We start from the raw sequence: 6393 nt of genomic DNA on the forward strand, positions 1-6393 counted from the left end.
GGCGCCGGGGACCGCGGCGAGCGGGAAGCGGGGGTCGGTCAGACCGAGACGCAGGGCGTGCGGGTGGCCGACGAAGCGGGCGTCGACCAGGGCCACGGGGTCCCCGGCCGGTGCGGCGGCCAGCAGGCTCTCGGTCTCGGAGGCGTCCGCTGCCACCAGGACGTCGAAGCCGAGGGACCGCAGATCGTTCTCGAGCGACGATCCGGGAACCGGCTGACCGGTGACTATGGCGGTCGGCAACCGAACTCACTCCCTGGGTGCCGGCGCGTCGGCACCGGTCTTCTGCGTGGTGGGGCGCCCTGCCTGCGGCACCCGGGCGGCATGTCGGCAGAGGGTATCCGATGGGCCGAAGACCGTGTTCATCGGCCGTTCACGGGCCGGTCCACAGGGGCTGCCCCTGCCTTTGCCGCGGTCATCATCGGTGATCCGGGCCCCGGCCGACAAACCCGTCGGCGCAGACCCGGGCATCCGGGACACCGGCCCGGGCGGCCCGCATAGGGTGGGCGACCATGACCTGGCTGATCACCGGCGGAGCCGGATACATCGGGGCACATGTGGCACGCGCCATGGCCGGCGCCGGGGAGCGCGTCGTGGCTCTGGACGACCTGTCGGCCGCCGTGCCCGAGCGGCTGCCCGCCGAGGTCCCGCTCGTCGCGGGCTCGACGCTGGACGGCGAGGGACTGCGGCGCATCCTCGCGGAGTACGGCGTGACGGGCGTCGTCCATCTCGCGGCGCGCAAGCAGGTCGCCGAGTCCGTGGCCGAGCCCACCCGCTACTACCGGGAGAACGTGGGAGGTCTCGCCACGCTCCTGGACGCGATGGCCGGGGCGGGCGTGGGCCGGCTGGTGTTCTCCTCGTCGGCGGCGGTGTACGGCAACCCGGACGTGGACCTGATCACGGAGGACACCCCGTGCGCGCCGGTCAACCCGTACGGCGAGACCAAGCTGGCCGGTGAGTGGCTGGTGCGGGCGGCGGGCCGGGCGCACGGGATGTCCACGGTGTGCCTGCGCTACTTCAACGTGGCGGGCGCGGCCGCGCCGGAACTCGCGGACACGGGCGTGTTCAACATCGTGCCGATGGTCTTCGACCGGCTCACCCGCGACGAGGCCCCGCGGATCTTCGGCGACGACTACCCGACGCCGGACGGCACCTGCGTGCGGGACTACATCCATGTGGCCGATCTCGCGGAGGCCCATCTGGCGGCGGCGCGACGGCTCGCCGGCGGGGACCTGACCGGCGACCTGACGCTGAACATCGGCCGGGGCGAGGGCGTCTCGGTGCGCGAGCTGATCACGGTCATCGGCGAGGTCTCCGGGGACCGCCGGGCGCCCCTGGTGGAGGGGCGCCGGCCGGGGGACGCGCCGCGCGCGGTCGCGTCGGCCGAGCGGGCCGCCGAGGCGCTGGGCTGGCGGGCCCGGCGCGGGGTGCGCGAGATGGTGGAGTCGGCCTGGCAGGGCTGGCGGCTGCACCACGGCGGCTGAGCCGGGAGCGCCCTGACCAGCGGATCGTTTCCGCAGGTCAGGGCACATGACAACGGCTTTCAGTACCGCGTTGCCCGATACCCCCTACCCGTAGTTCACTGGCCTCTCGGACGTCACGCGAAAGGGCGGTAGCCATGGGGGCTGGGCACGACCACGGGCATGCGCACACCCATGCGCCGCCCACGGGCACGGCCGCGGCCGCGTACCGCGGGCGGCTGCGGATCGCGCTGGGCATCACGCTCACGATCATGGTGGTCGAGATCACCGGTGGTCTCGTCGCGAACTCCCTCGCGCTGGTCGCGGACGCGGCGCACATGGCGACCGACGGCGTCGGGCTCGGCATGTCCCTGCTCGCGATCCACTTCGCGAACCGCCCCCCGAGCACCAACCGCACCTTCGGTCTCGCCCGCGCCGAGATCCTGGCCGCCCTGGCCAACTGTCTGCTGCTGCTCTGCGTCGGCGGCTACGTCCTGTACGAGGCGTTCCAGCGGTTCGTGACGCCCGCGGACACCCGGGGCGGCCTGATGATCGTGTTCGGTCTGGTCGGCCTGGCCGGGAACTCCGTCTCGCTCGTCCTGCTGATGCGCGGGCAGAAGGAGAGCCTGAACGTGCGCGGCGCCTTCCTCGAGGTGGCCGCGGACGCGCTGGGCTCGGTGGCGGTGCTGATCTCGGCGACCGTGATCCTGACCACGGGCTGGAAGGCCGCCGACCCGATCGCCTCGCTGGCCATCGGGCTGATGATCGTGCCGAGGACGCTGAAGCTGCTGCGCGAGACGCTGGACGTGCTGCTGGAGGCGGCCCCCAAGAACGTCGACATGGCGGAGGTGCGCGCCCACATCCTCGCGCTGGAGGGCGTGGAGGACATGCACGACCTGCACGCCTGGACGATCACCTCCGGCATGCCGGTGCTCTCGGCGCACGTGGTGGTCAGTTCGGAGGTGCTCAGCGCCATCGGGCACGAGAAGATGCTGCACGAGCTCCAGGGCTGTCTCGGCGACCACTTCGACGTCGAGCACTGCACCTTCCAGCTGGAGCCGGGCGGGCACGCGGAGCACGAGGCCCGGCTGTGTCACTGACGGCCCGGCCGGCCCGCTGACCGCACGTTCATCTGTTCGACCGCTCCCCGGGCGATTCTCCCCGCCGGACACCGGGCACGATGATCTACCGGGTCCGGCTTCCGGTACGGCGCCGCGCGCGGACGTGCGGGGAAGTGCCGGGAGTGCCGGATTCGTACGGCAGACTTGGGGTGCGAAGACCGAGGCGAAGGATGGGTATGCCGATCACACCTGCCACCGCGACGCACAGCTCGTCGAACGGCACCGCAGAGGCGATTTTGCTGGAACTGGTCGACGAGAAGGGCGTGACGATCGGCACGGCCGAGAAGCTCGCCGCCCACCAGCCGCCGGGGCAGCTGCACCGCGCGTTCTCGGTGTTCCTCTTCGACGAGCAGGGCCGGCTGCTGCTCCAGCAGCGGGCGCTCGGCAAGTACCACTCCCCCGGTGTGTGGTCCAACACCTGCTGCGGCCACCCCTACCCCGGCGAGGCGCCCTTCGCGGCGGCGGCCCGGCGCACCTTCGAGGAGCTGGGCGTGTCCCCCTCGCTGCTCGCCGAGGCGGGCACCGTCCGCTACAACCACCCGGACCCGGTCTCGGGCCTGGTGGAGCAGGAGTACAACCACCTGTTCATCGGCCTGGCGCAGGCACCGCTCGCGCCGGACGCGGAGGAGGTCGAGGCGACGGCCTTCGTGACGGCGGCCGAGCTGGCCGAGCGGCACGCCACGGACACCTTCTCGTCCTGGTTCATGACCGTGCTGGACGCGGCCCGTCCGGCCATCAGGGAACTGACGGGCCCGTCCGCGGGCTGGTGAACGGCGTCACGGCACCCGGGCGGGCTTGAGCGGCAGGGCCGCCCAGATCACCTTGCCGCCGCTCGCCGTGTGCTCCACGTCCACGACCCCGCCCGCCTCCCGGGCCACCTCGCGGACCAGGAGCAGCCCCCGGCCGCCGGTCTGCGCGTGGTCGGCCTCCAGAGCGGTCGGGCGGTAGGGATGGTTGTCCTCCACGGACACCCGCACCCACTCGGCCCCGACGGCGACCTCCACGGCCAGCATCGGCGACAGCAGCGCCGCGTGCCTGACCGCGTTGGTGACCAGCTCGGAGACGATCAGCAGCAGCCCGTACACCAGGTCGTCGGAGACCGGCACGCCCTGGCGCAGCAGCAGGTCCCGTACCGCGTGCCGGGCCTGCGGGACCGAGGCGTCCACCGCTGCGGCGGTGAACCGCCAGACGCCTTCGTACGGCAGTGGATCCGGCGGCCGCTCGGTGTCCCCCGCTGGGCGCGGGCCGTCCCCGCGCCCGTGGTTGTCCATTGTCCGGTCGCCACCCTCGCGCTCGATTGTCACCACACGTCGAGTGTTGGTAACGACCCGCTCCCGACCGAAGACCTGAACACAAGTCAGCGGTTATCGAACGGTTTCTGACCGACTGGGTATGACAAGGTCACGTGTCGGACTGTTCCTGTCCCCCGAGCGCCGGTTCGCGAACTCTTCGGGTTGTCAGGCCTGCTCCTCGGCGACGAGCCCGACGATCCGGCGGCCGCCGTAGCCGGTGGCGACCAGGCCGAGGCCGTCGAAGAGCAGGGCGAGCGAGAAGAAGGCCCCGATGGCGTACTGGCTGCTGCTCGGCCAGTGGGCGAGGACCAGGATCCCGAGCAGCAGGTCGAAGGCGCCGAGCAGCAGGGTCCAGCCGAACTGCGGGCCGCGCACGACGAGGCTGCCGACCAGCCGGAAGAGACCGGCGGCGAGGAACAGCAGCGCGGCGAACATGGTGAGCGCCGCGGCCGCCGCGTGCGGCAGGCGGACGACGACGATGCCGGCCGCGATGTTCAGGGCGGCGACGATCACGCCGAGCCAGAAGTAGGGGGCGCCGCGGGCCTGGATCGCGTGCAGCAGTCCGACGATCCCGCCGATCAGCAACAGCCAGCCGAACAGCAGCATCGAGGTCAGCGTGGCGAGGCCGGTGTAGACGAGCCCGACGAGTCCGGCCAGCACGAGCACCACGCCGAGCACCGCGAGCCAGCCGAACTCCTGGCGCATCGACGCCGCCTTGTTCCCGGGCCGTCGCGACCTTGCCATCGCCACCTCCTCGACAACCCCCGTTCCGCACCGCACTCCCCCTTTTGTCCCCCTTGGAGGGGGTGTCGTAACTCGATTGGCGGACGGATACGATCCGGCCCATGGAGCCCCAGCTGTCCCACCAGGTCACCGACTCGGTCGCCACCGTCGTGATCCGTCATCCGGCCAAGCGCAACGCCATGACGGCCGCGATGTGGCGGTCCCTGCCGCCGCTGCTGGAGGGGTTGGCGCGCGATCCCCGGGTGCGGGCACTGGTGTTGACCGGTGAGGGCCGGACCTTCTGCGCCGGGGCGGACATCTCCACGCTGCGGGTGTCGCCCGGGGAGGCGCAGGGGCTCGCGGTGGCGGCCGAGGAGGCACTGGCGGCGTTTCCGAAGCCGACCCTCGCCGCCGTGCGCGGACACTGCGTGGGCGGCGGCGCGCAGCTCGCGGCGGCCTGCGATCTCCGACTGGCCGAGGAGGGCGCCCTGTTCGGGGTGACCCCGGCGCGGCTCGGCATCGTCTACCCCGCGTCGTCGACCCGTCGGCTGGCGTCCCTGGTCGGCCCGGCCACCGCCAAGTACCTGCTGTTCACCGCCGAGTTGATCGACGCGGGGCGCGCGCTGCGGACCGGACTGGTGGACGAGGTGCTGCCCGAGGGCCAACTGGACAAGCGCGTGGGCGAGTTGACCCGGACCCTCGTGTCCCGCTCGCAGCTCACCCAGGCCGCTGCAAAGGAGTTCGCGAACGGCCGCACCGACCGTGACGCCCACTGGACGGAGCAGGCGCAGGGTAGCGGGGACACCGCGGAGGGCGTCGCCGCCTTCCTGGAGCGCCGGCAGCCGCGCTTCACGTGGAGCGTCACCACGTCCGACTGAGGCGTCCCCAGCGCGGTGCGGTGAGCGCACCGGTGACATCTACGGCGGCACCCGGCTCGGCCTGCCCACCACCGGCCCCGGACCGCGCGGTGACGCGAAACACGCCTACGACCTGCTCTAACTGCTCCGCTCCCGGGGGCCGTTGCCGCGCGGCCACGCCCCGGCCGTGGCCCGATCGGCGTAGCGGCTGTTACTCACTTTCGGGTGAAGGCGCGGGCGGACCGGGCGGGCGGACCGGTGGCACAGTCCGGTATTTCCGGCAGGAAAGCGCTTTATCTCCGCAAACTGATGCATTAAACACATAGATGGTCGTTACACGTGAGTGTTACAGGAATCTCTTAGATCCGTAATGTCCCCCGCGAGTCCGCCGCCGTGACCGGGACGCGGGTTGCAAGGTGTGGTCGTGCGGCCGACCGGCCGCCACCCGCAACACTTGCGAAGGGGGACCTTGTGTCCGTTTTTGCTTCTGTCCGTAGGCTGACCACCGCGGCCGTCGTGGCAGCCGCCGCGGTGACCGCGGCGGCGCTGCCGGCCGCCGCCGCCGACCACTACCCGGGCCACATGCGCCCGGTCGTGTCGATCCGCGGCGTGCACCACGACTTCCCGGGACCGGGCGACCGCTCGTGGGGCCGCGACCACCGTCGTGACGGCGACGAGTGGCGCGACGGCGACGGATGGCGCGAGCGCGGCGGCTGGCGCGACCGCGACGAATGGCGCGAGCACGACGGCTGGCGCGACCACGGCCACCGTCGCTACGGCCGCGGCTGGCACGGCGGCGACTACCGGCACGGCTGGGGCGGCTGGCACCACGGCGGTGGCTGGCGCGGGGACCGCGACCACCGCGGTGGGCACTGGCACTGATCCGGCGATCAGGGAGGTGAAAGAAGTCACAGGGATCGCCTCGGCAATGCTCGGCACCGCC

The 6393-nt window shown here is 72.3% G+C and carries 7 protein-coding genes and 1 pseudogene; 5 read left to right on the top strand and 3 right to left on the bottom strand.

Annotation, left to right across the window (positions count from 1 at the left end):
* Nucleotides 1–240: pseudogene (locus ACWEN3_RS38465) on the bottom strand (CDP-alcohol phosphatidyltransferase family protein); the annotation flags it as partial.
* A gap of 269 nt (nt 241–509) precedes the next feature.
* Here ACWEN3_RS38465 and galE point away from each other — a divergent pair.
* The 3 genes from galE (at nt 510) to idi (ending at nt 3348) form a co-directional block, all read left to right on the top strand.
* On the top strand, nt 510–1481 hold the full coding sequence (gene galE / locus ACWEN3_RS38470; RefSeq protein ID WP_452980987.1) for a UDP-glucose 4-epimerase GalE: 972 nt from the start codon (nt 510–512) through the stop codon (nt 1479–1481).
* A 134-nt stretch (nt 1482–1615) separates the two neighbouring features.
* Complete coding sequence (locus tag ACWEN3_RS38475; RefSeq protein ID WP_452980989.1) at nt 1616–2557, top strand: cation diffusion facilitator family transporter; 942 nt, start codon at nt 1616–1618, stop codon at nt 2555–2557.
* 197 nt (nt 2558–2754) lie between these two features.
* The gene (gene idi / locus ACWEN3_RS38480) at nt 2755–3348 is read left to right on the top strand and encodes an isopentenyl-diphosphate Delta-isomerase (RefSeq protein ID WP_452980992.1); all 594 of its coding nucleotides are present in this window, start codon (nt 2755–2757) and stop codon (nt 3346–3348) included.
* A 6-nt stretch (nt 3349–3354) separates the two neighbouring features.
* Here idi and ACWEN3_RS38485 read toward each other — a convergent pair whose 3' ends face one another.
* On the bottom strand, nt 3355–3849 hold the full coding sequence (locus ACWEN3_RS38485; protein WP_452980995.1) for an ATP-binding protein: 495 nt from the start codon (nt 3847–3849) through the stop codon (nt 3355–3357).
* Nucleotides 3850–4035: 186 nt separating this feature from the next.
* On the bottom strand, nt 4036–4614 hold the full coding sequence (locus ACWEN3_RS38490) for an HdeD family acid-resistance protein (RefSeq protein WP_452980998.1): 579 nt from the start codon (nt 4612–4614) through the stop codon (nt 4036–4038).
* A gap of 101 nt (nt 4615–4715) precedes the next feature.
* Between ACWEN3_RS38490 and ACWEN3_RS38495 the strand changes: the two genes are divergently transcribed.
* Nucleotides 4716–5471, top strand: coding sequence for an enoyl-CoA hydratase/isomerase family protein (locus ACWEN3_RS38495; RefSeq protein WP_452981001.1), 756 nt, complete (start codon nt 4716–4718; stop codon nt 5469–5471).
* A gap of 450 nt (nt 5472–5921) precedes the next feature.
* The gene (locus tag ACWEN3_RS38500; protein WP_452981004.1) at nt 5922–6332 is read left to right on the top strand and encodes a hypothetical protein; all 411 of its coding nucleotides are present in this window, start codon (nt 5922–5924) and stop codon (nt 6330–6332) included.
* Nucleotides 6333–6393 lie beyond the last annotated feature (61 nt).

Source organism: Streptomyces sp. NPDC004561 (genome assembly GCF_053602155.1).

Coding starts and splice junctions, on each gene's coding strand:
- galE (WP_452980987.1), top strand. CDS start 510: ATGACCTGGCTGATCACCGGCGGAGCCGGATACATCGGGGCACATGTG.
- ACWEN3_RS38475 (WP_452980989.1), top strand. CDS start 1,616: ATGGGGGCTGGGCACGACCACGGGCATGCGCACACCCATGCGCCGCCC.
- idi (WP_452980992.1), top strand. CDS start 2,755: ATGCCGATCACACCTGCCACCGCGACGCACAGCTCGTCGAACGGCACC.
- ACWEN3_RS38485 (WP_452980995.1), bottom strand. CDS start 3,849: ATGGACAACCACGGGCGCGGGGACGGCCCGCGCCCAGCGGGGGACACC.
- ACWEN3_RS38490 (WP_452980998.1), bottom strand. CDS start 4,614: ATGGCAAGGTCGCGACGGCCCGGGAACAAGGCGGCGTCGATGCGCCAG.
- ACWEN3_RS38495 (WP_452981001.1), top strand. CDS start 4,716: ATGGAGCCCCAGCTGTCCCACCAGGTCACCGACTCGGTCGCCACCGTC.